The organism is Pseudoalteromonas tetraodonis (assembly GCF_002310835.1).
Classification (GTDB): domain Bacteria; phylum Pseudomonadota; class Gammaproteobacteria; order Enterobacterales; family Alteromonadaceae; genus Pseudoalteromonas; species Pseudoalteromonas tetraodonis.
This window is the reverse complement of the sequence record NZ_CP011041.1, coordinates 1,277,760-1,303,951: the sequence shown is the minus strand read 5'-3', so window position 1 is coordinate 1,303,951 and position 26,192 is coordinate 1,277,760. Positions and strand designations below refer to the sequence as shown.

At 39.4% G+C, this 26,192-nt stretch carries 24 protein-coding genes and 9 tRNA genes; 6 read left to right on the top strand and 27 right to left on the bottom strand.

Annotated elements, in window-relative coordinates; genetic code table 11:
• Positions 1–24: 24 nt before the first annotated feature.
• Positions 25–273, bottom strand: coding sequence for a hypothetical protein (locus PTET_RS06145; RefSeq protein WP_096038327.1), 249 nt, complete (start codon positions 271–273; stop codon positions 25–27).
• A 274-nt stretch (positions 274–547) separates the two neighbouring features.
• Between PTET_RS06145 and PTET_RS06140 the strand changes: the two genes are divergently transcribed.
• A complete protein-coding gene (locus tag PTET_RS06140; RefSeq protein ID WP_147154750.1) occupies positions 548–799 on the top strand; it encodes a hypothetical protein in 252 nt (83 codons plus the stop codon).
• A gap of 542 nt (positions 800–1,341) precedes the next feature.
• Here PTET_RS06140 and PTET_RS19340 read toward each other — a convergent pair.
• The 25 genes from PTET_RS19340 to PTET_RS06015 all read right to left on the bottom strand — a co-directional run bounded on the left by PTET_RS19340 (position 1,342) and on the right by PTET_RS06015 (position 20,431).
• Complete coding sequence (locus PTET_RS19340; protein ID WP_096038325.1) at positions 1,342–1,596, bottom strand: YkgJ family cysteine cluster protein; 255 nt, start codon at positions 1,594–1,596, stop codon at positions 1,342–1,344.
• Positions 1,596–3,029, bottom strand: a complete 1,434-nt coding sequence (locus PTET_RS06130) for a hypothetical protein (RefSeq protein ID WP_096038324.1) — start codon at positions 3,027–3,029, stop codon at positions 1,596–1,598. Before PTET_RS06130 ends, PTET_RS19340 begins: the two co-directional genes overlap by 1 nt.
• Before the next feature lie 68 nt (positions 3,030–3,097).
• Entirely contained in the window at positions 3,098–4,594 is a 1,497-nt protein-coding gene (locus tag PTET_RS06125) for a hypothetical protein (protein WP_096038323.1), read from the bottom strand.
• 2 nt (positions 4,595–4,596) lie between these two features.
• A complete protein-coding gene (locus PTET_RS06120; RefSeq protein WP_096038322.1) occupies positions 4,597–4,989 on the bottom strand; it encodes a TerB family tellurite resistance protein in 393 nt (130 codons plus the stop codon).
• A 338-nt stretch (positions 4,990–5,327) separates the two neighbouring features.
• Positions 5,328–6,569 (bottom strand): integrase domain-containing protein, encoded by a 1,242-nt coding sequence (locus tag PTET_RS06115; protein ID WP_096038321.1) that lies wholly within the window; start codon positions 6,567–6,569, stop codon positions 5,328–5,330.
• Positions 6,570–6,755: 186 nt separating this feature from the next.
• Positions 6,756–6,845: transfer RNA gene (locus PTET_RS06110), tRNA-Ser, on the bottom strand.
• A gap of 170 nt (positions 6,846–7,015) precedes the next feature.
• Positions 7,016–8,056, bottom strand: coding sequence for a quinolinate synthase NadA (gene nadA, locus PTET_RS06105; RefSeq protein WP_096038320.1), 1,041 nt, complete (start codon positions 8,054–8,056; stop codon positions 7,016–7,018).
• A 150-nt stretch (positions 8,057–8,206) separates the two neighbouring features.
• Positions 8,207–8,282 (bottom strand) — tRNA-Lys (locus PTET_RS06100).
• A 65-nt stretch (positions 8,283–8,347) separates the two neighbouring features.
• Positions 8,348–8,423 (bottom strand) — tRNA-Lys (locus PTET_RS06095).
• 71 nt (positions 8,424–8,494) lie between these two features.
• Positions 8,495–8,570, bottom strand: a tRNA-Lys gene (locus PTET_RS06090).
• 71 nt (positions 8,571–8,641) lie between these two features.
• Positions 8,642–8,717 (bottom strand) — tRNA-Lys (locus tag PTET_RS06085).
• Positions 8,718–8,786: 69 nt separating this feature from the next.
• Positions 8,787–8,862, bottom strand: a tRNA-Lys gene (locus PTET_RS06080).
• A 65-nt stretch (positions 8,863–8,927) separates the two neighbouring features.
• Positions 8,928–9,003: transfer RNA gene (locus PTET_RS06075), tRNA-Lys, on the bottom strand.
• 69 nt (positions 9,004–9,072) lie between these two features.
• Positions 9,073–9,148, bottom strand: a tRNA-Lys gene (locus PTET_RS06070).
• 171 nt (positions 9,149–9,319) lie between these two features.
• Positions 9,320–10,072, bottom strand: a complete 753-nt coding sequence (ybgF, locus tag PTET_RS06065; protein ID WP_016899823.1) for a tol-pal system protein YbgF — start codon at positions 10,070–10,072, stop codon at positions 9,320–9,322.
• 13 nt (positions 10,073–10,085) lie between these two features.
• Positions 10,086–10,625: a peptidoglycan-associated lipoprotein Pal gene (pal, locus tag PTET_RS06060; RefSeq protein ID WP_013464641.1), complete on the bottom strand. Its 540-nt coding sequence runs from the start codon at positions 10,623–10,625 to the stop codon at positions 10,086–10,088.
• Positions 10,626–10,660: 35 nt separating this feature from the next.
• Positions 10,661–12,019, bottom strand: a complete 1,359-nt coding sequence (gene tolB / locus PTET_RS06055) for a Tol-Pal system beta propeller repeat protein TolB (protein WP_013464640.1) — start codon at positions 12,017–12,019, stop codon at positions 10,661–10,663.
• 8 nt (positions 12,020–12,027) lie between these two features.
• Positions 12,028–12,933: a cell envelope integrity protein TolA gene (tolA, locus tag PTET_RS06050; protein WP_013464639.1), complete on the bottom strand. Its 906-nt coding sequence runs from the start codon at positions 12,931–12,933 to the stop codon at positions 12,028–12,030.
• A gap of 4 nt (positions 12,934–12,937) precedes the next feature.
• Positions 12,938–13,369, bottom strand: coding sequence for a protein TolR (gene tolR / locus PTET_RS06045; protein WP_016899822.1), 432 nt, complete (start codon positions 13,367–13,369; stop codon positions 12,938–12,940).
• Positions 13,356–14,060: a protein TolQ gene (tolQ, locus tag PTET_RS06040; protein ID WP_016899821.1), complete on the bottom strand. Its 705-nt coding sequence runs from the start codon at positions 14,058–14,060 to the stop codon at positions 13,356–13,358. The genes tolR and tolQ overlap by 14 nt, the downstream gene beginning before the upstream one ends.
• An 874-nt stretch (positions 14,061–14,934) precedes the next feature.
• Positions 14,935–15,942 carry a Holliday junction branch migration DNA helicase RuvB gene (ruvB, locus tag PTET_RS06035; RefSeq protein ID WP_013464636.1) on the bottom strand — a complete coding sequence of 336 codons (1,008 nt, stop codon included), beginning with the start codon at positions 15,940–15,942 and terminating at the stop codon, positions 14,935–14,937.
• Between the two features lie 7 nt (positions 15,943–15,949).
• On the bottom strand, positions 15,950–16,567 hold the full coding sequence (ruvA, locus tag PTET_RS06030) for a Holliday junction branch migration protein RuvA (RefSeq protein WP_008114133.1): 618 nt from the start codon (positions 16,565–16,567) through the stop codon (positions 15,950–15,952).
• A 2-nt stretch (positions 16,568–16,569) separates the two neighbouring features.
• Entirely contained in the window at positions 16,570–17,094 is a 525-nt protein-coding gene (ruvC, locus tag PTET_RS06025) for a crossover junction endodeoxyribonuclease RuvC (RefSeq protein ID WP_008114131.1), read from the bottom strand.
• Positions 17,095–17,226: 132 nt separating this feature from the next.
• A complete protein-coding gene (locus PTET_RS06020) occupies positions 17,227–19,728 on the bottom strand; it encodes an ABC transporter permease (protein WP_096038319.1) in 2,502 nt (833 codons plus the stop codon).
• Entirely contained in the window at positions 19,718–20,431 is a 714-nt protein-coding gene (locus PTET_RS06015; RefSeq protein ID WP_008114127.1) for an ABC transporter ATP-binding protein, read from the bottom strand. Before PTET_RS06015 ends, PTET_RS06020 begins: the two co-directional genes overlap by 11 nt.
• Here PTET_RS06015 and PTET_RS06010 point away from each other — a divergent pair, their 5' ends adjacent.
• Both PTET_RS06010 and PTET_RS06005 read left to right on the top strand, forming a co-directional pair.
• On the top strand, positions 20,432–21,055 hold the full coding sequence (locus PTET_RS06010; protein WP_013464633.1) for an arylesterase: 624 nt from the start codon (positions 20,432–20,434) through the stop codon (positions 21,053–21,055). It begins immediately after the preceding gene.
• A 116-nt stretch (positions 21,056–21,171) separates the two neighbouring features.
• Positions 21,172–21,248: transfer RNA gene (locus PTET_RS06005), tRNA-Pro, on the top strand.
• Between the two features lie 831 nt (positions 21,249–22,079).
• On the opposite strand, the gene PTET_RS06000 is transcribed toward PTET_RS06005, so the two are convergent.
• Positions 22,080–22,364, bottom strand: a complete 285-nt coding sequence (locus PTET_RS06000) for a hypothetical protein (RefSeq protein ID WP_013464631.1) — start codon at positions 22,362–22,364, stop codon at positions 22,080–22,082.
• Positions 22,365–22,540: 176 nt separating this feature from the next.
• On the opposite strand from PTET_RS06000, the gene PTET_RS05995 reads away from it, so the two are divergent.
• From PTET_RS05995 to PTET_RS05985, 3 genes are read left to right on the top strand one after another with little or no spacing between them, the layout of a single operon-like run.
• Positions 22,541–24,022, top strand: a complete 1,482-nt coding sequence (locus PTET_RS05995) for a PAS domain-containing sensor histidine kinase (RefSeq protein WP_013464630.1) — start codon at positions 22,541–22,543, stop codon at positions 24,020–24,022.
• On the top strand, positions 24,019–24,441 hold the full coding sequence (locus PTET_RS05990) for a response regulator (protein ID WP_013464629.1): 423 nt from the start codon (positions 24,019–24,021) through the stop codon (positions 24,439–24,441). The genes PTET_RS05995 and PTET_RS05990 overlap by 4 nt, the downstream gene beginning before the upstream one ends.
• A 23-nt stretch (positions 24,442–24,464) precedes the next feature.
• Positions 24,465–26,186, top strand: a complete 1,722-nt coding sequence (locus tag PTET_RS05985; protein ID WP_235190276.1) for a GGDEF domain-containing response regulator — start codon at positions 24,465–24,467, stop codon at positions 26,184–26,186.
• The last annotated feature ends 6 nt before the right edge of the window (positions 26,187–26,192 follow it).

The window sequence follows — 26,192 nt, the reverse complement described above, 5'->3', positions numbered from 1 at the left end:
TTTAAATTAATATTTGGCTAAAAGTTACTTTGGCGATACTGCACCACCAGAAACTGTCCATATACTTGCTTTTCGTTTTTGTGGTTTTTTCTTCTTTTTGGTATTGCTAACTTTGTTAGTTAATAGTTTTTTAGTATTCTGTTTTTTAAATTTTTTTATATTATTTTCTCTTTCAATTAGAACAAACCTACAAGCCTCTTGATAGCTAAAATGAGGGTTAGCTTTTAGTACTTTCATAACCTTTTCCTCAATTGATTTTTGCTTTTTTGCCATAAAGTTCCATCCCTTCTAAAAAATCAATGCTATTACTAAAAAGCTATAAGTTACAGAAGCTTTAAAGCTTTATAATATACAATTCCACTTCTTTTTTCCAAAACTTGATAAGCCTCCAGAGGAAAATGGACTTCCCACGTTTTACTCGATTGCCAAAGTACAGGAGACTGGTATAATTCCTTTTTCCTTAAAAATCATAGCCATATGATCAGTCTTTAACCGTAAATTAGTACTGATAATCTATTATATTTTTTGCAATCATTAAAAGGAGAACATGATGAAAAAAGCTTTCTTGTCAATTACATGTGTGTCTATTCTAGTAGGTTGCACCTCAGCTGATGTGTTAAGGCATCCAGGGGATGTTACTAAAACTAGTAAGTACGCCCCACAGAATGAAAAACAAAATGATGATAATATTGGAATAATGCGTTATTTAAATGAAGGCGCATCTTTTGTAAAAGAAGCTCGTCGTGAAGATGCTTACAAAAAATGTTTAACATGTGCGATGGTAAATACGAGATATTAGTTGAGAATAGTTCTGAAACATCACCTACGATTTTGACAACAGAAACTTATAATGGTTTTGTATCACAAGCAGTTTCATCCTCATATAGATACATCCACTTTAAGTGCGTATAAATAATAAACCGGATCTGTGTTTGTTAACTCAGATCCGGTTCACCCTTGTAATACATCTTTTATTATGGCTTTTCTGTTGAGAACTTCTCTCAAAAAGCCAACCACATTCTGGACAACTTAAAACTGACACATTCCATACTTGCAGTTTGATAAATAAAGTGATCTTAATTTATGATTAAGATATAAAACAACTACTTTCATCACTTAGCCCTTTAATCAACAAAGATCACAGCTGCCGCATCTTAAGTGGATTTCCATTAACATTTAAATTGATAAATGCAACTTTTTAGCCTCCTCAATCAAGTAAGGCTTACTTGGGGTAACAAACTCGTCGTTCGAAAACAATTCAATAGTGCCATTTTCAAGCTCAAACTATTTATAGATATGCCATAATACACCTTTAAAACCATGTAAATTTCCCTATTTTATTTACTTTTCAGATAGCTTTTCACATACCTCCAAGTTGATTGCTATAAATTCGTTCCAACTAAATCTTTCTTTGTAATATTTATTAAACTGCAATTCTATTCGACAAATTTCAGGTCTATTGTCGTAAATTTTACAGTGTTTGGTGTTATCATCAAAATGCTCACAAGTACCATCGCCTCTATCCAGGTAACTGGTAATAGGTGATAAATTTACGTTTGAGCAGCATTTACCGCATTTGGTACATGGGAAATCCATCAAAAATCAAAACTCTGATCTGCTTGCATTAATTGATCAAACTCGGCAAAGTTTTGAAATGGTAACTCACAGTCAAACCTTTCATTTAAAGAATTTAAAGCATCTATATACTGATCTGGTTCTGTATTACTTACCGCCAAATCCATAGCTAAAAATGTCGAGTCAAATATATGTTCTCTTTCTGCAAAGTGTTTATCAAGTAAGCTTTGAAGCTCAGCCCTATTTTTTTGAATTTGTGGAATGGCTTCTAAACAAATAGTGCGTATTTGGTCTCTGCGCTCTTTCGATGCTTTAACGACTGCACTATCACCTAAAGCAACTAAACCAGATTGATGGATCATATTCCCGATAAAATAACCAACCCCCGCCCCTACTAAGGCGCCAACTACAGGAATTGGAATCGCTAACTGCCCCAAAGCACCATAATAAAAAGATGAAGTACTCGTTATAGCTATATGACTTATATTATCGGTTAACTCTTCTAGTTCTATATCACCTTTTAAATAAGATACTATGTGCTTACTTGTATTAACTACTCCAACAGCGATTGCAACAGGCGCAGATGATCTCGTGATACTTTTAGCTAATTGCTCGCCTAAGAAATGAGAGGAAGAATGCGTGATACCTTTACTGATCGCCGTAACGGTATAACCGGTTGCAAAACCCTTTGCACTGTTAATTACTGTATTCAGAGAGGCTTCTGCAATATCTTTCTCACCTTTTATTACTGAGTAGCCTCCAGTTAAAATAGATATCCCTCCAGTTATACTAGCCCCTACAACTCCAGCCTTCATACCTGATTTATGCATATCAGTAACAGCAGATTTAAACTTATAATTGTTAGCTATTTTATCAGCTTGGTCTTGATTTGTTGCATCCAGTGCTTCCTGGTAGGTTGTTCCCTCTGAAGCAATACCGTCATGCTGTAATGACTTTTTTAGATTGCGGAGTGTCTGTTCATAATCTTCGGCTTTGAGCGTGCCTTTTTGTATTCTTTGCTTTAGTAACTCTTCTATTTTGCTGTGTTGATCACTTGGAGCCAAGCGGAACATTTCATCATACTTTTCTTGAGATAAAGCAAACGCACTTCTCGCCGCGCTGTTACAGGACTTTGCCTGTATCTCTCGTATCGTTTTTTTACCGTTTGAAATTATAATGTCAACTGGATCTGTAGGTAAACCCATACTTGCAGTAGTTTTGGCATATAGGTCGCTATCTTTTTTTAGGGCATCAAAGTTAAATTTTATAGTCTCTAACTGCTCAAACATATGACCTTGAGACTTATCAGCAACTACATTTTGCCATTTGGATGCAAACTGAGATAGCTGGTCTGCATCACCGAATATCCGATATGTTCGCTCAGTTATATCTTGCGTTAAATGTTGAGAATAGATCCCACCCAAAATAGACGCTGAAGAGTTTGTATTTTCCATAAGCTGCTTATTGCTCGATAATATATTTAAAAGATTCGAGGTGGTCAGTATCCCCCTCGAATAACAGGTTACTTAAATTGCTCTAAATATTTTTTAATTGCGTTCACAATTAACTTCATCGCTGGAGTAATTTCAGTGTGTGTGTAGCCATAATAGTCACCATTTATACTCAGCTCCCTATCATCATCATCAACCCTGATTGATTTAATTTTCTTAATATCAATGCTAAATCGATCATTGTAAGAAGGCTTGCCATAAATATGCGTGTCAGTTATGAAAAAACCATCTTTGGCACTACCAAAAAGAGTTGTATCAATAAGCACTAATAAACCATAAGGCTCACTCTTATAGTCACTATCAACTTCATAGTCTTCATGTGCATACGATTTTACAGCTGATGCGGTTTTATCTCTAAGCTTTTTACCGTGTGATAAAGCATATACCCACTTTTGATCATCAATATGACTACTTACCTCACGAATGAAATGCTCTAAGTCCTTTTTAGGCTCTGGCTCTTTCTTTACATCAAGGTCTTCAATGTTTGGTTCTAAACTTGCTAGCTCAGGGTGTTCTCCTTCAATAATAGCCGTTCCAAAGCTTGCAATATTGTTTGACTGACTTGTTAAACTGCCATCTTCATTAATTATTACAACTTCTAGTAAGTTCTTCATACTCTTAGCTGTAGCAGCTACCTTAAACACTAGCTTTTTTTCATTTTCTGTATAGCTTGAATAATCAATATTGCGTGCAACTAGGCCACAAAACTCTTTTAGCATAGAATTAAAGAAAGTATTTAATCGAAGAAGTACATCATTAATTTCTTCAAAACGACGGTGAATATCATCAGTTACGACTTCAGCAGTTTTCATTTGCTCAGCAGCTAATCTCGCTTTATCACGATTTGAATATGCATCTATTTTTGCGCTTTCAGCTTTAGATGCGAGCATCATTCCACCAACAGCTAATACTGGACCAGCAACTAACCCACCTAATACAACAGCACCACCTGCCATACCGTAGCCACCTGCAGCAATCGAGCCACCGCCTAACCAAGCTAAAGTAGCGTTAGTAGCTGCTACACCAGTTAGAGACCCTATTGCAGTACCTGTTGATGCAGTGCCTAAAAAACCAACTCCTCCATATGCAGCTAAGCCAGCTAACCCACCAGTACCAAGAGCTGTAACCCCACCTGATAAAACATCATGAGTTGATAATACGGAATTAGTTAAGTTTTCTAAATCAGCTTTATCCACAGCAGGTAAAGACTCTAAACCTTTTATATCACTCTCATTAAAATTAATATTTTTAATTTGACTAAAGCTCTTCACGAAACTTAATAGTGAATTCTCATATATATCGAATTTTGTCCTTCCTAAAGCCAGCATTGAACTATTTGCTTGTTCACGTTTTGAATTTAAAGAACTTTCTGCATCATCAAATATATTTCTAGCTCTCTTATTAATGCTATCAGCTTCATCATAGTCAGACTTCGCATCTAGCCCTTTTTTAACTCCGTAACCACCAGCTACAATAGCTGCACCCGCTAAAAATAAAGGTAATGGCATAGTTATTCCTCCATGAACATAACTGAGTCGTTCACTAAATCGAGTTGACGTCTAACCCAATTTTCCAACTCATTTAAATTAGCTTCATTTATGTTTAGTACTGAAGCTATTTCATTGATAAAAACCATTTCTTCTTTACCGTAATCCCCATCAGCGTGAGCTAATCCAATAAGCTCAAGTAACATCGAGACTTTGGCTTTTTTACTGTCAAAGATATCTTTGATTTCGCTTAGATTGAAGATTTCTAATTCAGATACACCTTCGGTACACTGAGATTTAATAAAGCTAATCAATTCTTCTTCGCTTTGATCTATAACACCATCAGAGATCATTAGGTCGTTGGCTAACTTGAGAAGCACTTCTTGTTGAGCTTTGTTGAGGTTTTGTATAAACATCGAATTATTCCTTTATAATTATGATGTTTTCAGGCATGGATAAGCCCATCATTAAAATTAATTAATAATTATGAATCAGGGCAAAACACTGAAAATATTGATTTGTAGACTAATACACTTTTGAAACGAGCGGGTTGCTCTGCTGTTATTACATTTTTAGGGGGTATAAATAAAGTGTTCATCAATGAACATCCTTGTAAAATCCTTTTTCTAAGTTCAGTCTATGTCGCGAAAAAAATTATGTCTAGCAATAAATTACAAACCATGGGCCAACTAAAATCATTCCTAGATTCAAATTTCGAGACACAATTGTTGTTTAGCTAAATGAGTTATGGCTATTAACCTAACTTCGCTAGATTTTTTGTACCTGACATAGATAATGAGCCAAGTGATGCGTTCTCTATATACTCACTCCACCAGTTCATTAGCTCTCTACGTTTTTCTATATATTCAGCTCTATTATAAGCAGAACGAACCTGGTTTTTATCTACATGTGCCAGTGCGGCTTCTATTATATCGGGATTAAACTCATGCTCGTTTAATGTTGTACTTCCAAGCGAACGTAAGCCATGGCTTACTAAACGGCCCTCAAAACCCATGCGTTTTAGAGCCATATTAGCTGTTTCATTGTTGATATGAGTTCTCGGGTTTCTGTCTGATGGAAAAACAAAGTCTCTATGCCCTGAAATTGGTTTTATAACTTCTAATAACTCTATAGCTTGTTGTGATAACGGTATGACATGCTCTCTGCGCTTTTTCATACGTTCAGCTGGGATAATCCAAAGCTTGTTTTCAAAGTCAATTTCATCCCAACGCGTACCGGCAGCTTCACCAGGGCGGGTAAGGGTATGCAACTGCCATTCAATCAAAAAACGAGTTACACGTTTAATTGATGCCGTTGCAAGCGTTTGTATCAATTCAGGCAGCTCTTCTGGTTTTAACGAAGGCATGTTTTGCTTTTGTGGCTTTTTAAATGTTTCTTTTATTCCAGCAAGCGGATTAGCTTGAATATAACCACTATTAACTGCGTAGGTCATCACTTGGTTTAATCTTTGGCTCAAACGCTTAACTGTTTCTAAAGTACCTTTAGCCTCTATGGGCCTTAAAATTTTTATGACTTGTGGTGCGTTAATTTTGCCAATTGGATATTTACCAATAACCGGCAGTATATGGTTATTTAACGAGCGCCAAATATCTTCGCCATGAGCTTGCGTAAAATCAGGCTTTTTAACCTCAAACCACTCTAATGCTACTTTATTGAGTGTTAACTCTTCTTGTGCTCGTTTGTGGGCAAGGTCTGTATCTCTGTATTCTTTTGGATCAGTGCCTAAAGCAACCAACTCTCTGGCTTCTTGGACTAATTTTCGTGCATTGACGATAGATATATCGGGATATTTACCTAATCCCATGTTGACACGCTTTTTTGTAATTGGATGGTAGTAGTTGAAGTTCCAGAGCTTAGAGCCACTCTTTCTAACTTTTACTTGTAGGCCGTTACCATCGGATAAAATTATATCTTTACCTTCAGTTTTTGCTTTTTTTAGTGCTGTGTCAGTAAGTTGCTTTGTAGATCTGGCCATAACAAATTAACTCCAATTTAATTTAGTATTCCTTATTATGGCAGTTTATTAGAGGAATACCATATTGGATACTAAAGCTTTGAGCTTGGGTGAAACAAGATGGGACGTGATGAGACGCTAAGCTATTGATTTAACTTTATTACAGGCACAAAAAAGGACGTCCTGAGACGTCCTAATATAGAATAATGGTGGAGAGAGAGGGATTCGAACCCTCGTTAGGGATTAACCTAAACACACTTTCCAGGCGTGCGCCTTCAGCCACTCAGCCATCTCTCCACAATGTTGCATTGCAACAGCGCGCTATAGTATGAAATACACTTGCTTGGTGCAAGGCCTTTTTAACATCACGCTTTTAACTGCTCAATAATCAAACTAACCACCTATAAGCAAATAAAAAAGGCGATACCTGAGTATCGCCTTTATCTAATGCATTATATTGCCATCTATTATTTTGCCATATTGGCTGTAAAATCAAGCATGCGATTTAATGATTTAAGTGCGCCTTCGCGCAAATCCATGTCAACAAACACTTCTTTACCGCTGGCATCAATCAGTGCTTCCTCAATCGCTTGTAAGCCATTCATTGCCATCCATGGGCAGTGAGCGCAAGTTTTACACGTAGCGCCGCTACCGGCCGTTGGAGCTTCGAAAAACTCTTTCTCTGGGCATAGTTGCTGCATTTTATAAAAAATACCGCGATCGGTGGCTATAATAAACTTTTTATTGCTCATTGTTTGAGCGGCTTTAATTAGCTGGCTAGTAGAGCCAACTGCATCAGCGAGTTCAACAATTTCAGCCGGTGATTCTGGATGCACAAGTACGCCCGCATCTGGGTGCAATGCCTTCATGTCTTTTAAGGCTTTGGTTTTAAATTCGTCATGTACGATACATGCGCCGTTCCACATGATCATATCAGCACCGGTATTCTTTTGAATATAGCTGCCTAAATGCTTATCTGGGCCCCAAATAATTTTTTCGCCTTGCTCATCTAAGTGCTCTACTATTTCAAGTGCACACGATGAGGTAACTATCCAATCAGCACGCGCTTTAACCGCGGTAGAGGTGTTAGCGTATACCACCACTTTACGATCTGGGTGTTGATCACAAAATGCTGAAAACTCATCCACAGGGCAACCAATATCTAATGAACAAGTCGCTTCAAGTGTTGGCATAACCACAGTTTTATTGGGGGTTAAAATTTTAGCGGTTTCACCCATAAAACGTACGCCCGCGACAATGATCATGTCGGCTTCGTGTCTAGCGCCAAAGCGTGCCATTTCTAGTGAATCGGCTACACAACCGCCTGTTTCTTCAGCGAGTGCCTGAATTTCAGGATCAGTGTAATAATGAGCAACAAGTACCGCGTTTTTTTCTTGCAGTAACTGCTTTATTCGCGCTTTATATTCGCCTTTTTCGTCTTGTGTTAACGGAGCTGGCTTAGGAGGAAAGATATAGCCTTCTGGCATAATAGTTTGAGCTAAACTCATTGTTCTCGACCACTTTATTTACAGTGTAATTAATAGTGCAAATTATACGAGAAACGAACACTAAATAATAGCAATCTAACAAGGCAGTTTATAAATAAAAATTAGGGAGATAGTAGGAAATATTTCATGTCGAAGAAAGTGTACCAGAAGTGGTGGGTCATGATGGACTTGAACCATCGACCAATGGATTAAAAGTCCACTGCTCTACCAACTGAGCTAATGACCCGCTCTGGTTTACTTATAAAAAGTAAGGCTGCGTAAATCCGCCGATTATAACCATTCAGTAAAGAATGGTGGGTCATGATGGACTTGAACCATCGACCAATGGATTAAAAGTCCACTGCTCTACCAACTGAGCTAATGACCCGCTCTGGTTTACTTATAAAAAGTAAGTGCGAGTAAATCCGCCGATTAGACCATTCTAAATATAAAAAAGAATGGTGGGTCATGATGGACTTGAACCATCGACCAATGGATTAAAAGTCCACTGCTCTACCAACTGAGCTAATGACCCGCTCTGGTTTACTTATAAAAAGTAAGTGCGCGTAAATCCGCCGATTAGACCATTCTAAATATAAAAAAGAATGGTGGGTCATGATGGACTTGAACCATCGACCAATGGATTAAAAGTCCACTGCTCTACCAACTGAGCTAATGACCCGCTCTGGTTTACTTATAAAAAGTAAGTACGCGTAAATCCGCCGATTAGACCATTCTAATATAAAAAGAATGGTGGGTCATGATGGACTTGAACCATCGACCAATGGATTAAAAGTCCACTGCTCTACCAACTGAGCTAATGACCCGCTCTGGTTTACTTATAAAAAGTAAGTACGCGTAAATCCGCCGATTATAACCATTCAATAGAGAATGGTGGGTCATGATGGACTTGAACCATCGACCAATGGATTAAAAGTCCACTGCTCTACCAACTGAGCTAATGACCCGCTCATTGTGTTTGTTAACACATTGCGTAAATCCGCCGATTAAGACCAAACTTTATTAACAATAAAGAATGGTGGGTCATGATGGACTTGAACCATCGACCAATGGATTAAAAGTCCACTGCTCTACCAACTGAGCTAATGACCCGCTCTTTTTGTCGCATTTCGAGTGGGGTTACCATTCGTTTGCTGCGGGCGCTTATAATACTTATTTATAAAATGAGTGCAACCGAAATTGTCTCTTTTTTTAAGTTTTTATGTCTAGTTGAGCAATTTTAGACCGCTTATGACAAAAAGCAGTCTAATCAAGCATCAACATTTATTTTGATAAACGATCTGTGGCTAATTTAGCAGCAGTTGTACTTGGGTACTGATTGATAAGCTCATTCAGTATTTTTTGTGCTTCTGCCTTCAAACCTTGCTCTTGTAAAAGTGTACCAAGCTTTAACATCGCATCTGGGCGTTTATTTGAATTTGGAAATTCGTTAACAACTACTTTAAAGTGCTCGGCTGCTTTTACACCGTCATTTTTAATCGTTAATAGTTGTCCCAGCCAATAATGTGCGTTTGAGGTGTACACTGAATTTGGATACGTTGTTAAGAACGCTTGAAATTCTGGAATAGCTTGGTCGTAGCGTTTATCTTTCATTATAAGCGCAACAGCACGTTCGTACGCTTCGTTTTCAGATAAATCACTGCTGTAGCTCTGCTCATTACTAGGCTGTGTGTAGTCTGTTGTAGGCGCTGGAGCCGTCGGCTTTGCATAAGCTTGGCTAACACGGTTCTCAATTTCTTGATAAAGCTCGCGTTGACGCTGGAGTACTTTTTCAAGCTTATAGCTTTGCTCTTCAGTTACTCCGCGTATTTGACTAACTTCATCTTGCAGTAAATTGAGCTGTTGCTGTAACTCTACTTGTAAAAAATTACGCTGTTGCATCATACTTTCAAGTGTTGCTAAACGCTTTTCAATGCTTGACTGTGAACTTGCAGCTTCTGAAACAGGAGCGGGAGCAGCCATTAACTGGGTGCTCCCGCTCAATATCATGGCTGCCAAAATAATTTTCGGCTTCATAATATCTCTTATCTTAGTAAACTAGTACCGCACGGCGGTTTTTAGCGAAAGCTGCTTCTGTGCGAGTCTTAACCATTGGCTTTTCTTCGCCGTAGCTAACTACTGACATTTGGCTTGCAGAAACACCTAAGCTTTGTAGGTATTTTTCAACTGCTTGTCCACGGTGCTCACCAAGTGCAATGTTGTACTCTGGCGTACCGCGCTCATCTGCGTGGCCTTCAATTAATACTTTAACAGAAGGATTTTTAACTAAAAACTCAGCGTGTGCACGAAGTAAGTCTGCATATTTGCTTTCAACTGTCGCTTTATCAAAGTCAAAGTAGATAATTTGCTCTTGACGAAGCGCTTCGTACTTTTGACGAAGTTGCTCTTCTGCTTGTTGCTCTGGCGTCATTGTGGCTACTTCAACTGTATCCGTTGTTGTTTGCTCAACAGTTGCTTGGTTTGACTGGTTAGCTGCATTTTCGTCGATATCTGAAGATGAGCTACAAGCTGCTAGTGTCATTACTGGCACAGCAATTAGCAGGCCTTTAAGTATTTTGTTAAGTTGCATTGAGTAGATTCCTATTTTGAGTAAACCAGCAATTATTACTGTAAATATGGCGACCAAGCCGGTGCCTTTACTTGTCCATCAAGCACAGGTAAACGTGCTTTAAAACGGCCGTCCATCGATACTAGCGCAAGTACCTGTTTATTATTGTGGAGCGTGCTGTATATAATCATCGAGCCATTCGGCGCTATGCTCGGTGATTCGTCAAGGCGAGTTCGTGTTAAAACTTGAAACGCACCTGTAGCCAACTCTTTCTTAGCAAGATGATACTGTCCGTTAGTACGGTTTACCATCACTAATTCTTTTCCGTCTGGCGAAATAGAACCCGCTAGGTTCATGTCACCGTCAAAGGTTAATCTTTGCGTTCTGCCAGTTTTTAAATTTAACTTATAAATCTGAGCATTACCACCCCTTTCCGACGTAAATACTATATCTTCACCATTTGGGTACCACGAAGGTTCGGTATCTATACTACGATGGCGTGTTAATCGCGTCTCTTTACGTGTTAGTAAGTCTAATAAGTAAACCTCAGTTGCACCAGTTTTATCTTTTGACAGCACTAGCAGTAACTTTTTACCATCTGGCGAGAACTGCGGCGCGCCGTTAATTCCCTTGTAGCTGGTGATCAATTCGCGTTTACCCGTATAAATGTCTTGAATGTAAATTTGGCTCTGGCGATTTTCAAAGGTTACATACGCTAACTTAGTACCGTCAGGTGACCAAACCGGTGACATTAATGGCTCTTTTGAACGCAATAATACTTGTTCATTAAAACCATCGTAATCAGCAACCACTAACTGATAAGGCTTTTCTTCGGTATCACGTACAATAACATAGGCTATTTTTGTTAAAAACGCGCCTTTTTCGCCAGTTAGCTTTTCATAAATAACATCACTAATGCGGTGCGAGTATCGACGAAATCCAGTTTCACCAATTACGCTTTGACGTGCTTCTAAAATATGGTCTTGGCTTTGAACAAGCTTACCGTTGCTCATCATTTGTGTTTCACCGCCAGTAATTTGGCCGCGAATAACATCAACAAGCTCATAACGTACTAAGTAACGTCCGTTGGTTTGCTGTTCTACTTCACCCACTAAAACCGCTTCAACGCCTTTATTAACCCAAGCGCCGTAATCAATATCGCCGTCTTTATGTGGTTGTTGAGGCATTTGTGAAACGCTAACTGGCTTAAATTTACCACTGCGCATTAGATCAGCAGCAATAACATCGCTAAGCTGCTCTGGAATAGGGCCAATACCTTGGTATTTAAAAGGCACAATCGCAATCGGTCTTGCACCGTCTATTCCTTCAGTAATAACAATTTCAAGTGCCGCGTGTGCAACGCCCTGAAACCCTAATATTAAAACTAAACAGGCTATTTTAATTTTGTTAAACATGTCATCCCTTAAAACTCTGGCGCGATGGTTATATTAATATTCTTTAATTGTTCGAATACGTCTTTATCTTTCGATACCGGTAATGTGTCAGCCATGCGAACCGCTCTTAAAGCAGCTTCACACACTAACTTATCACCGCCTAACGACTTAACCTGCGTAACCAAGCCATTAAACCCAAGACGGAGATTAATGCGGCATTGCTGGTTTTTCATTTTTTCATCAATTAATAAGTTTTGCTGAATACGCGCCATAATTAATGCACGGTATTTATCAACTTCACTCACTACTTGCTGTTGACGTATTTTATTACGAGCAGCCTGCTCTTTGGCAAGTTGCTCTTGCAGTATTTGTTCTTGCAATGCTTGCTGACGTTTACGCTCGGCTTCTTCAGCACGTTTTTTACGCTCTTCTTCCGCTTTTTTAAGCGCGGCTTCTTCGGCTTTGCGTTTGTCGGCAGCCGCTTTAGCAGCATCTTCAGCCTCTTGCTTTTGCTTTTGCGCTTGTTTGGCCTTTGCTCGCTCACGTTGTTCTATTTCGCGGGCTTTTTTAGCTTGAGCTTCGGCTTCAGCTCTTTCTTTCTCTTTAGCTTTGCGCTGCTGCTCTAGCTTTTTAATGCGTCTTGCTTCAGATTCACTTTGCTTACGTGCGTCTGCTGCGCGGCGTTCTAAATCACGAATGCGTTTATCTTCAGCGCGCCTTTTATCTTCTTCTTTTTTGCGTAACTCAGCAATTTTTTGCTCAACCTGCTGTTGATCCACGGTCACAGCAGACACCGCATTTTCTGGCTCAGGAATGGCGGCATTAAGCGTCACTTCCATTACTTTAGGTTTAGGTGGATGAATGTTTGCTGATGCATACAAAAATCCCCCTAATGCTAAATGCAGTATTACTGATTTGATTAACGACGTATTCATATGACTACTTGGTCCCCTCAAAGGATTCGGTCATTAAGCCTACCGATGGTACACCTGCATTCTTCAAAAAATCCATAAGCAGTAACACTTCTTGATACGACACTTTGCCTGAGCCTTTAATCATTACTGGAGTATCAGGGTTTTTCATTAGTTGTAGTTTAATTACAGCGGCTACATCTAATGCTTCCATTGGCTCTTCCGGATCAGTACCTATGCTTACATAATACTTACCTTGCGAATCAATAGAGGCAATAATGGGCGGCGTATCTTTGGTATCAACCAAGTCTGACTCTTCCATTTTTGGTAGGTCTACTTTTACGCCATGGGTTATCAATGGCGCAGTGGCCATAAATATAATAAGCAACACCAACATTACATCAATGTATGGTACTACATTAATTTCTGCGACTGGGCGACGCTTTTTACGCTGGTACATTCGCTTGAGCCTCTATTTGGGTAGCTGCTTGACGGTGTAAAATATTGGCAAATTCTTCCATAAAGTTAATGTAATGAGATTCTAACTTTTCAACTTTATTAGCAAATCGGTTATAGGCAATAACGGCAGGAATAGCCGCAAATAAACCCATCGCTGTTGCAATCAAAGCTTCTGCTATACCTGGTGCAACCATTTGTAAGGTTGCTTGTTTTACTTCACCTAAGGCAATAAAGGCATTCATAATACCCCATACTGTACCAAACAAACCTATGTAAGGGCTAATTGACCCAACGGTTGCTAAAAACGATAAGCTTGATTCTAGTTTTTCTATTTCACGAGAAAGCGCAACCCGCATTGAACGGTGCGTGCCTTCCATAACAATGCCTGCACTTTGAAAGGTATTTTTTTTGTGGCGTGCAAACTCTTTAAAACCTGAGGTGAATAACGCTTCAATACCCGTTGATTGACCACCGCGTGATGAAATTTCGTTATATAGCTTACTTAAGTCAACACCAGACCAAAAACGTTGCTCAAATTTTTTGGCATTTGCTAAGGCGTCAGAGATGGCTTTTTTACGTTGAAAAATAATAGCCCACGACATAACCGACATAGCAACCAACGCTAGCATTACTAATTGCACAAGCAAACTGGCTTCTAGAATTAGATCTAAAAAATTAAGCCCTGATCCCACGTTAAACTCCTAAATAATTAAAAACATCAAATTGATTTATTTGAGTAAGGTAACTTTGTAACACATTAGCCACCATTAAAGTTCAGCTAGTGTATCTAGTGTATTTACTGCTGACAACGATATTGCTGTGAATAGCCAACAAAAAACGTTAAAAAAATAGTTTTACTACTTAACTCTTGTTTTACTGTATAAATAAATAACAATAAAGCTATCTGTAAGCCCGCTTAATTTCACTAAAGAGTCACAAAAATACGCTGTTTATTCAAAATTAATGCATAAGCACTCATAAACACTACACACTTACCTTAACGTAATAGTAAAACTAATACCGAACGTTTATATGTTAATATACATAAACAAAGCATTTCATTAACTTATAGAATTAATGGTTAATTAACATGCAACATTAAGTAAAAACAGAAAACCCCTGCTATTAGTTTTTTTAATCTGAAAATATAAATTTTCTAGTTTGAACAAATTCTGCCGCTTCGGTATTATTCTCCCATACCGAGCTAGCGCATTAAATGAAAGCTATTTCATTGAATCCAGTTCTTCGTAATATGATTTATTTCGTATTACTTTTTTACTTCTTGGGGTATGACCTCAATAAGTAAAACGTAGTTCCCTAGATTACTTCCTTAAACTTGTTGTTTGCCCGCATTATTTGCGGGCTTTTTTTTGCCCGCAATTTGTCAAATCAGCTACACTCGGCCTCAGTAACGTTACAGCAGGCGCACAATAGCCTGATATGTCTTAACGCTCAGTGAATTATTGGCAAAGTAAAATACGTCTAAATTTAGCTTTTGCTCATACTAAAAAGCCACTGTCGTTAAAATGACAGTGGCTTTAGAAAGAGTCTAGTTATTCTGGTTATTTAATCTTTTTTAGGTAACAAGCCAAAATGGTGGTACGCATTATCAGAGACAATTCGCCCTCGCGGCGTACGCTGAATAAATCCTTGTTGAATTAAAAAGGGTTCAATCACATCTTCTATGGTTTCTTTCTCTTCGCCTATTGCCGCGGCTAAGTTGTCAAGGCCAACAGGGCCACCCATAAACTTTTCGATGATGGCGAGTAAATATTTACGATCCATGTAATCAAAACCGCTTTTATCAACGTCAATCATGTCGAGGGCTTGTTGGGCCACCTCAGCATTAACCGTACCGTCTGACTTTACTTGGGTGTAATCGCGCACTCGGCGCAATAAACGATTTGCAATACGTGGCGTACCGCGCGAACGTTTGGCTATTTCGGCCGCGCCATCGTCACACATTTCTAAACTAAGATAATGCGCTGAGCGCCCCACAATATGCGATAAGTCTTCCACAGAGTAAAACTCTAAGCGCTGAACAATACCAAAACGGTCACGCAGTGGAGAAGTTAATGATCCCGCACGGGTAGTTGCACCAATGAGTGTAAATGCGGGTAAATCAAGCTTAATAGAACGCGCTGCAGGGCCTTCACCTATCATAATATCGAGCTGGTAATCTTCCATTGCCGGGTAGAGTATTTCTTCAACTTGCGGGCTCAAACGGTGAATTTCATCAATAAACAGTACATCACCCTCTTCAAGGTTAGTGAGCAATGCGGCTAAATCGCCCGCTTTTTCAAGCACAGGTCCAGACGTGGTTTTAATATTTACGTTTAATTCGTTCGCCACAATATTAGCAAGCGTGGTTTTACCTAAGCCTGGTGGGCCAAATATCAATAAGTGATCCAACGCTTCGCTACGACTGCGCGCAGCTTCAATAAATATTTCCATTTGTTGCTTAACATGCGGCTGACCACGATAGTCGGCCAATAACTTAGGCCTAATAGCACGGTCTATGGTGTCTTCGTTGGTTTTTTCAGCAGCATCTATTAAGCGATCAGCTTCGATCATAATTTACTCACAGCATTGATTTCAAAGATTCTTTAATTAGAACCTCAGTCGACATATCGGGTTTGCTTACTGATTTTACTGCTTTTTGCGCTTGTGGCAATTTATAACCGAGCGCCACTAACGCCGAAACCGCATCATCGGCCGCATTATTGGCTATAGTTGCATCGCTCGCAGGCTCTATTACGGCGCTATCGCTAAATGGGGTAAATAAGTCATTACCCCAATTTTTTAATCTGTCTTTCATTTCGAGCACTAAGCGCTCTGCGGTCTTTTTGCCCACCCCTGGCAATTTAACCAAGGCAGTGGCATCTTCATTATTTACACAACTTACAAACTGCTGCGCCGACATGCCCGACAAAATGGCTAAGCCTAATTTAGGCCCTACTCCATTGGCTTTTAACAGCTCTCTAAATAACGCACGTTCGGTTTTATTATTAAAGCCAAACAATAACTGTGCGTCTTCGCGTACTACAAAATGAGTGTACACAATGGCGTTGTCGCCTACTTTAGGCAAATCGTAAAAACAGGTCATTGGCATTTGTACTTCGTAGCCAACGCCGCTCACTTCTAATAGTATTTCTGGGGGCTGTTTTTCAACTAACACGCCGTTTAAGCGACCTATCATTGTTATTTCCTTAGACGTCCTCTAACGGTTTTGCTTGCGCTACCCGCTAGTTTTATTAAATTTTGTTCAGAGTGGGCATGGCAAATTGCAATTGCAAGCGCATCCGCCGCATCGGCTTGCGGCGTACCTGGCAGTTTAAGTATGTTTTTAACCATATGTTGAACTTGCGATTTATCTGCCCCACCGTTACCCACAACGGCTTGCTTTATTTGCCGTGCTGAGTATTCAAAAACCGGTAAGTCGGCCATAGAGGCACCGACAATCGCAGCACCACGGGCTTGACCTAGCTTTAAAGCAGAATCAGGGTTATGCGCCATAAATACTTTTTCTATAGCAAATGTTTCAGGCGAAAATTGCTCTATAAGTTGCGTAATGCCCTGGTAAATCATTTTAAGTCGGGTGGGAAAGTCATGATCGGCTAATTTAATACAGCCACTGCCTAAGTATGTAAACTTGGCACCTTGATGCGCAACCACACCGTAACCCGTTAAACGCGAGCCCGGATCGATCCCTAAAATTATGGCCAAACAGCACTCTCATTATTGTTATTTATTAATAGTGCTAATAATGCCAGAGCACTGTATAAATTACCAGTACAAAGCAAAAACAAAAATGCCTACTTAAAAAGTAGGCATTTAAACGCTATTTGGCCGCAAAGTTTACGCTAAAGCGCGCACTAAGCTTTGAGTATTTTGTTTAAGCGTACGGGCAATCATAAAATAGCCTAACCCTGCTACAAACACGCCACCAGCAACGGGGCCAATAACCCAAATATTAGGATGCAGCTTACCTGCCAAATCAAACATTTGCTGCTGTACTATTAACAGTGCTATATCACTGAAAAATGCAGCCACCAGTCCGGCTAAACCGCCCAGTAATAAAAACTCATACAAGGTGGCATTCTTTATTAATCGGCTTTTAGCGCCTAACGTACGCAATATTACAATTTCTTGCATGCGCTCACCTAAGCTTGCTTGCACCTGCGATATAAGTACCAACGCGCCACACAACACCACAATAGCCAGTACAAAGCCAATAGCTAACGACACTTGCTCAATAGTCGATTGAATTTGTTTAACAAAGTTGTCTACATCAATCGCTGTAATAGTAGGGTATGCTCGCAATAGCTGGCTAAAGTCGCGCTTTTGCTCAGGCTCAATACGTACTGATGAAATATACGTGGCCGGAAAGCTGCTCAACACATCAGGGCTTAAAATAATGAAAAAGTTAGGTTTAAGCGTGGCCCAATTAACTTTACGTACACTGGTAATTTTAGCGTCGAACGACTGCGCACCAATTAAAAACGTGAGGGTATCGCCCATTTTCACATCAAGGCGCTTCATCATCGACTCTTCAAGTGAGGCCTCAGCTACTGCGTCATCGCCAAACCACTGGCCATCTATAATGTCATTTTGTGAGGGGACTTCGTTAAGCCAAGTTAAGTTAAGCTCGCGGCCAATGCCTGAGCGGGCTTCTTCGTCTTTTTTCTCGTTGTCTTGCAATGACACTTCACGTGCTACTGCTTCGCCATTTACTGCATTCACGCGGCCACGAATCGTTGGGTAAAACTCCGACACTTGAATGCCTTTTTGCGCTAAGTATTCATTTACCGGGTCCAGCTCATTTTGCGTAATATTAACCAAAAAGGCATTAGGTGCATCGCTTGGTAACTGAGACTGCCAATCCGAAATAATGTCGTTTTTTAGCAAAATTAAAAACAACAGTAATTTAATCGCTAGCGAAAAACTAATTAGCTGCACCGCATTAACGTTGGCGCGCTTTTGAATAGACGCAATAGCCAACGACCAGCTGTTACCTGGCTTTAAGCCAAGCTTTCGGCCCCCGCCAAATATTAATTTAGAAATTAAAAACAACACTAAAATAAGCGCAAGCGTTGAGGCAAATAAAATAAGGGTAATTTTAATATTGTTACTAAATAACCACATTAATAAAAATACCGTTAAGGCGCTAAGCCCTAAATGGATTTTACTTACCGCAAGGCGGTCGCCTAAATTACGGCGAAGCACTCTAAGTGGTGGAATATCAAATAAATCTAACAATGGCTTAATAGAAAACATAACCGCACAAATAACCCCGGTGCTAATAGCCACTAACCACGGTTTAAACCCTGCCATGGGCAGTTCGGTTCCCATGCTTTTTGCAAGGTAACCAGTTGCAACTTCTTGTAAACCGTAACCAATAGCAAGGCCAACGACTACCGCCATGGTACACACCATTAATAAGTGCATAAGGTAAATTTTGCGGATCATATCGCGGCTGCCACCTAAGGTTTTCATCATTGCGACTGGGTCATATTGGCGCTCACAATAGCGCTTAGCCGATACTGCAATAGCAACCGCGGCTAATATAATGCCCAGCAAACCTGCTAACAATAAAAAGCTTTCGGCTCTGTTTAAGCTATTTGAAATAGGAGACTGGCGGTCTTTTACACCATACCAGTTTTGGTTTTCTTTGAGTTGCGGCTTTAACCAATCGTAAAAACTATTGATGTCGTTTTCATCACCTGCATATAACTGGCGGTAAAATACACGACTGCCTGGCTGTATTACTTCGGTTTTTGCCACATCATCTATGTTTATGAGCACCCTACGGCTACTAGAGAACACATTAAATGGCGCGTCGGGTTCTTCTACAATCACCTTTTCAACGTTAAATAACGCGGCACCTAATTCAACTTGGTCGCCTACGTTTATGTTTAAGCTATAAAAAACTGACTCACTTAACCATACGTTACCAGGGCTTGGCGCACCGGGGGCAACCTCAGTTTGAGCATTCAAACCCGACTTAACTTTCAATTGGCCTTTAAGCGGGTAACTGTTTGATGCAGCCTTTACCGAGCTAAACTGCATTTGATCGTTTGCAAACAGCATAGTGTCAAAGTACACCATTTGTGCAGTTTGTAAGTTTTGTTGTTCTGCTTTGGTTATAAAGGCGGTATCTATGGCGTGATTGCTGGCAAGAACACGATCTGCTGCTATAAATGCACTGCTTTTTTGTGCAATACTTTGTGCAATTCGCTCAGTTACCATAGATAAAGTAAGCACGGTTAATACCGCTAAAGCAATGGCAGCACTTATTACGGTTAGTTCACCGCGGCGAAACTCACGAGAAAATAATTTAAGCGCTAATTTAGCCCACATTTGCCATTTCCTCTGTTGAATTTTGTACCAGCTCCCCCGCCTCTATTTGAATAATGCGTTCACATTTTTGTGCTAAGGCTTCATCGTGAGTGACTAAAATGAGGGTTGTACCGTTTTGCTTATTTAAATCAAATAATAACGACTCAATCATATGGCCATTTTTGCTATCTAAGTTAGCTGATGGCTCATCGGCAAACAATATTTTTGGTGAACCCACAAATGCACGGGCAATCGCAACACGTTGTTGCTCACCACCAGATAACTGCGACGGGTAATGATCAACCCGATGGCTTAAGCCTACTTTTTCAAGCAAAGCGAGCGCTTGTTCTTTGGCGTCTTCTTTACCTGCAAGCTCTGCCGGTAGCATCACGTTTTCAAGTGCAGTTAAACTTTGTACCAACATAAAAGACTGAAACACAAAGCCAACTTTTGCAGCTCTGAGTGCGGCCCGCGCTTCTTCGTCTAATTCGTGCAGCGGCTCCCCATCTAACATTACTTCACCGCTGCTTGCCGTATCAAGCCCTGCTAATAAACTTAATAAAGTGGATTTACCTGAGCCCGACGTGCCAACAACAGCAACAGACTCACCGTGCTTGACATTAAAGCTGATGTCGCTGAGGATGGACAACTCACCTTCAAGGGTAGATACAACTTTAGACAAACCATTTACTTGAATTATATTTAATTGAGAAAGCGCTGACATATGACTCATTCAATCCTACGTTTTGTATTTATTTTATTTTTAGTTATTAACCCGCTTACTGTGGCAGCTAACAACACGATTTTAATACTTGGTGACAGTTTAAGCGCAGCCTATGGCTTAAAACAAGAACAAGGCTGGGTGCAATTGTTACAAGATAAATACGATGCCGAGCAACGTAATCTCAATTTAGTTAATGCCAGTATTAGCGGTGAAACCACTGGTGGCGCCCTGCGCAGACTTGATGCATTGCTTGAGCAATATCAACCAACTCATGTGCTCATAGAGCTTGGCGCTAATGACGGTCTACGCGGTTTCCCAATTACTAAAATGCAAGACAACTTGACCGCTCTAATTGAAAAAAGCCAAGCAATAGATGCACAAACCGCGCTAATGGAAATTTATATTCCACCTAACTATGGCCCACGTTACAGTAAAATGTTCACCGATAGCTTTGCCAGTGTTAGCAAAGCCACAGGCTCGTATTTAATGCCGTTTTTTGTACTTAAAGTAGCAGGCAAAAGCGAGCTAATGCAAAACGATAACTTACACCCTAACAAAACTGCGCAACCAATACTACGAGATGAAATGTATAACACGATCAACCAGTGGTTAAATAAAGAGTAAAGCCGTGTAAAACTTCTGGCGCAAGCGCTTAATATTAAACGCTTGCGCAATAAACATCCAAACAAACAAATGCTTATTGATTTTTTTAAAAATACACGTACTATTGCAGTCGAAGTCGGTATGTGGCGCAGCTTGGTAGCGCACTGTCATGGGGTGGCAGGGGTCGAGAGTTCGAATCTCTCCATACCGACCATTTAAAACTCTTCAGAATTCAGTTTCATCCAATAAAAACCATTTTACTTTCGTACTAGCTAATTTAATAATAAAAAATATCGCACATTTATCGCACCAACCAATTTATTGACTGTTTTCCTGCTTTTTATGATTTCAAAGATATTGAGATTATGTGACCCCACAGTTAAATACTTTTCAAATAATAAAGAAGCACGTAACTGCTTTAATTATTGATGTATTGGTTTGAGGTCATTGATATGCAGCTATGAGTAGATGCTAAATAGCCGTAATGTCTGAAGTCAAGATTTACCCCTATGGTTTTCTTCAACTCAAGCTCAACGGTGTAACAAAATAACGTATGTTATACATACAGCTCACCGAATGTTCCATAGATACCGGCGGGAGTTAGAAAGCGTTTGAGAAGAAGTTTCATTTTGGAGCTTTCTTACACGCATAGCCCTCCCCGCAGGGTGCGGGTTACAAACTATTCAAATAAACTACTCTTTCAATATTTTGTCAATATTTCTTAAGCTTTGTATTGCTAGTATCAATTCATTCTTTGTTGGTGTAGTTATATTGCTTAGTGTATTAAGCTTAAATACGTTATTAAGCTTACATGTTTCAGATTTAATTAAATCCATCTTTCCATTAAGTGATTCATTATCGAATACAAGCTTTCGGTATGCATTTCTATTTTTCTCAAGCTCTTTTGTTAATTCTATAGTTTTATTATGAGCATTGAGATAAAGTTTATCAGCTTCAAGCAGTATTAGCTTATTGCACCAATAAGTATCGCAATTAAAAATCGCGACAAAGCTGCTGCCGTTTGTGTTAAGACTTCAGGCAAAGTTTACTTTGGTAGCGAGTGCCACACATAAATAGGCGTTTGGTAGAAATATTTAAGTTTGATCACTTTAGTTGGTTTATGTAATGGCAAAGCGAAGGTATTACTCACCATGGTCATTTTGTTAGCTACATCATATTTGAGTCTATCTTCAAACGCTAGCATACCAACAGGAAACAAGTAACACACCTGAGTAGACGCAGTACTGTGATAAGCATTTTTGAAGTCTTTGCGATAAAGAGTAAGGTTATTTAAACCCAAACTATATTTAATACGCACTAAAACCAACATACCCCAACCCGATCCTAAATCAATGTGCCTTTTTTAACCATAATGACTCGCTAAAATATAAGAAGAAACTATTAAAATGGGCATTTATATAACATGATCTTTCGCTAGATTTGCTGTTCATTACTTGTTCGACTATTACTATATTATGGGAACTAAATTTACTTGCGGGATGCTTGATGGACCTTAAAAAAGTAAATAAAAAATCTAACTCACCAAGTTTAACTGTAAATATGGATGAAGCATTTTTAACTCAACTAGTTAATTGTTTACCCATGGGGGCAATGGTAGTTAATACTGATGCTCAGATCCTTTTTGCCAATAATCAACTGTCTGAAATACTGGGCTATGAGGATTCAGAACTCATAGGGATGAACATAGATAATTTACTTCCAGCTCAATTTAAAGCCAATCATACCCACTTGATGAGTCAGTTTTTTGCTAACCCTCGAAAACGCTTAATGGGTGAAGGCCGTGAGTTATTTGCGAGTCAAAAAAGTGGTAAGCAAATCCCAATTGAAATAGGTTTAAACCCAATACAAGGACAACAAGAATTAGTTTTAGCCACACTGGTTGATATATCGCAAAGGCTGCGCGCTAATAATATGTTTCAACGATCTATTCAAGCTGCACCACATGGTGTGTTAATAGTTGACCAAGCGGGCATTATTCAAGCGGTTAATCAATCGTTATGTAAATCTTTTGGTTACAGTGAAATAGAGCTACTCGATAAAAAAATGGAAATGTTATTACCGCAGCGCTACCAAGGGCATCACTCAGCACTTCGTCATTCATTTCACCGTGAACCCAGTGTAAGAAGTATGGGAGTAGGTAGAGATTTAACCGCGTTACACAAAGACGGTAAAGAATTCCCGGTTGAAGTAGGCTTGAGTCCTTTTATAAACACCAATGATGAAGACATGGTGTTTGTCTCGTTGTTAGATATAACAGAACGAAAACAAATGGAAACTGAGCTAAGAGAAAATAACACTAGCCTGAAAGAGTTTACCTATGTGGCCTCTCATGATTTACGCTCTCCATTGCGTGGCATTTCAAACTTAATTGAATGGATAAAAGAAGATTTAGGCACTACCACGCCTGAAGTAGAGTACAACTTAACGCGTATTGATGATCGTATTCATAAAATGGAGACGTTAATTGATAATTTATTGGCCTATGCAAGAGCTGGCAAAGCTACCCTAGATACTCAAGTAATCGATATGCATAAATTAATCTCTAACGTTACCGAACTATTAGATTTACCTGCTGGAATGAAGCTTCATAAAGACGTTCAATTAGATACTATCGTCACTGCATGGACGCCACTTGAAACCGTTGTCCGCAATTTATTAAGTAACGCCATTAAACATCACGACAGTAAAGAGGGAACTATAGAGATTCGTTGTGTAGCAGAAAATACGCTTTGCCATATCACTGTGACTGATGATGGCCCCGGTATACCACCAGAAGCTTACGAACGTATTTTTAGTTTATTTCAAACAACCTCTGACGATAAGTCAGGCTCAGGTATTGGGCTGTCTATTAGTCGGCGTCTGGCACAAGCTCATGGTGGGCGCATTTCCGTTAGCTCAAATGAACCGCAAAAAGGGTCTACATTTCATGTTTGGTGGCCGCGCTTTGCAAGGAAAGAGAATTTATGATCAAAAATCTATCTATACTGCTTGTTGAAGACGATGATGTTGCCGCGGAAGCCGTAACAAGAAGCCTAAAAAAAGTGGATCCTAAAATTAAAATAATTTGGAAACAAAATGGAAAACTTGCGTTAGATGCGTTACGAGAAAAAGCACAACAAAAAGTAATATCAGAGCCCTACTTAGTATTGTTAGACCTGAATATGCCAGTGATGAATGGGTTTGAATTTTTAGAGCATATTCGTAAAGATAAAAAATTAAACGATACCGTTGTATTTATACTCACGACCTCCAATGAGGATAACGATCGTACTCGCGCGTACCATAACAACGTAGCAGGTTACATGGTTAAACATGCAATTGGCCCGCAGTTTGCCAAATTAGCGACACTTATGGATGCTTATATACATGCCGTTGAGCTTGAATAAGCCATTTTGCAAGAGATATGGATATGATAACTTCAATAGATAATTTTGAAACCTGCGACAGTATTAACCTACTCATTGTTGATGACGATGCGGTTGATAGAGAACAAATACGTCGTATGATATCTCGCTCAAATATACAGGCGAAAATTTCAGAGGCATCCTCTATTGAAAGTTCGATGTCTTACCTTGAACATGGTGAGTTTGATTGTGTCATAGTTGATTACCGATTAGGTATCGGATCGGGGCTTACCCTGCTAAATAATATTAGAAAGACTGAAAATAACCACTGTGCTGTGATTATGATCACGGGCTTAGGAGATGAAAAAATAGCAGCAGAAGCTATGCGGCTAGGAGCAAGCGATTATTTACTTAAAAATCAATTAAAAAGCGATCAGTTGATACACTCTATATCTAGCTCAATTCAACGCGCAAACTTAGAAAAAAAACTTCATGACATGGCACACTACGATAGCCTAACAGGCTTAGCAAGCCGCCCTATTTTAATTGATCAACTCCAACAGGCCATTACATCTGAGCAAAAGCTCGCCGTTGCCTATTTAGATTTAGATAATTTTAAACCCATTAATGACAAATACGGTCACGAAACCGGTGACTTCGTTTTGAAAACTATTGCCCAAAGACTAAAAAGCACATTACGCAAAGAAGATACACTCGCGCGTATTGGCGGAGATGAGTTTATCTTTTTATTAAGAGGGGCTGCGCACACGATACAAGAATATGAGACTCTGTTACAAGAGGTGCTGATTGAGGTAAACGACCCAATAAAATTAGCAGAGTTTTCGTGCTCCGTTCAAATTTCAGTCAGCATCGGCGTTGCACTTCCCAGTGATGATGGCTTAACTTGTGATGACATTTTACGCAGAGCCGATCAAACAATGTACCAAGCAAAAAGATCAGGAACAAACCGAATTCTGTTTTTTGATCCAGAAGAAGAAAGCCTAAGGCATGCAAAACATGATTTATTATTGGCTGCTGAAAAAGGCATTGCTCGCAAAGAGTTTATTTTACATTATCAACCAAAGGTAAATTTGATGGATCACCAGTTGATTGGCGTTGAAGCCTTAATACGCTGGAATCACCCTACTTTGGGTTTACTTTATCCTGGTCACTTTTCAGAGGCATTAGAGCATCCACACATTGGTATTTTAATTGGTGAATGGGTACTTGCTGAGGCCTTAAAACAGCATAAAATTTGGACAAGAAATCATCTTTCTATGAGTGTAAACATCTCTCCAGCTCATTTACTTAGTGAGGGCTTTGTTGAAAACCTCAGAGAGTTACTCATCAGCACTAATAATATAAAACCAAAAACCCTCGAATTGGAAATTTTAGAGAGCACTACAATTGGAAACGTTGACCAAGCAGTCGACGTTCTCAATGGCTGCCGCGATTTAGGGGTAAGTATTGCGCTAGACGACTTTGGTACAGGTTATGCTTCGTTGAGTTACTTAAAAAAATTACCTTTAGATACATTAAAAATAGATCAAAGCTTTGTTAAAAAGCTCCTATCAGACCATGAAGACAAGTCCATCGTTACGTGTATCGTGGCGCTAAGTAAAGCATTTGGGTATAACCTAGTTGCAGAGGGGATAGAGTCACAAGAGCTCGAAAAAGTACTTATAGGCATGGGTTGCTATCATGGGCAAGGTTATTATATTGCCAAACCAATGTCTGCAGAGAAGATGAACTTATGGATAAAAAATATGACATCAACTAAGCACTGACCCTAA